The sequence below is a fragment of the Citrobacter sp. TBCS-15 genome, assembly GCF_005280815.1.
Taxonomy (GTDB): domain Bacteria; phylum Pseudomonadota; class Gammaproteobacteria; order Enterobacterales; family Enterobacteriaceae; genus Citrobacter; species Citrobacter werkmanii.
Map to the genome: position 1 here is coordinate 1 of NZ_SZWK01000272.1, position 328 is coordinate 328.

Below are 328 nucleotides of genomic sequence, written 5' to 3' on the forward strand. Positions count from 1 at the left end.
TCTAAACGATTAAATCAAGATAGTATAAACAAATTCATAAAAGAAAAAAATGGAATTAAGTATTGACAAATATAAAATAATTTGATATCATGATATAAGAAAAGGAGAAATAAATGAAAATTTACTATGTGGCACTAACAACTGATAAAGACACAGTGGCTAAAAATTATAGCGGAAAACGATTATCTCTTTATACAAAAAAACACGAAGCTATTAAGACTTGTGTTTTATTAAATTATCAATGGGAGCTATTTTTCGGAAATGGAGCAAAAGAAGAAAAGCCGTTCAAAGTTTATTGCGTAGAATCAGAGCCAATGGAGGTAACTAG

General features: G+C 28.0%; 1 protein-coding gene. It reads left to right on the forward strand.

Translation table 11 applies throughout. The features are described 5' to 3' along the window. Positions 1–113: 113 nt before the first annotated feature. Positions 114–328: hypothetical protein (locus tag FDW96_RS15155; RefSeq protein WP_137365911.1), on the forward strand; the 215-nt coding region annotated here is incomplete at its 3' end.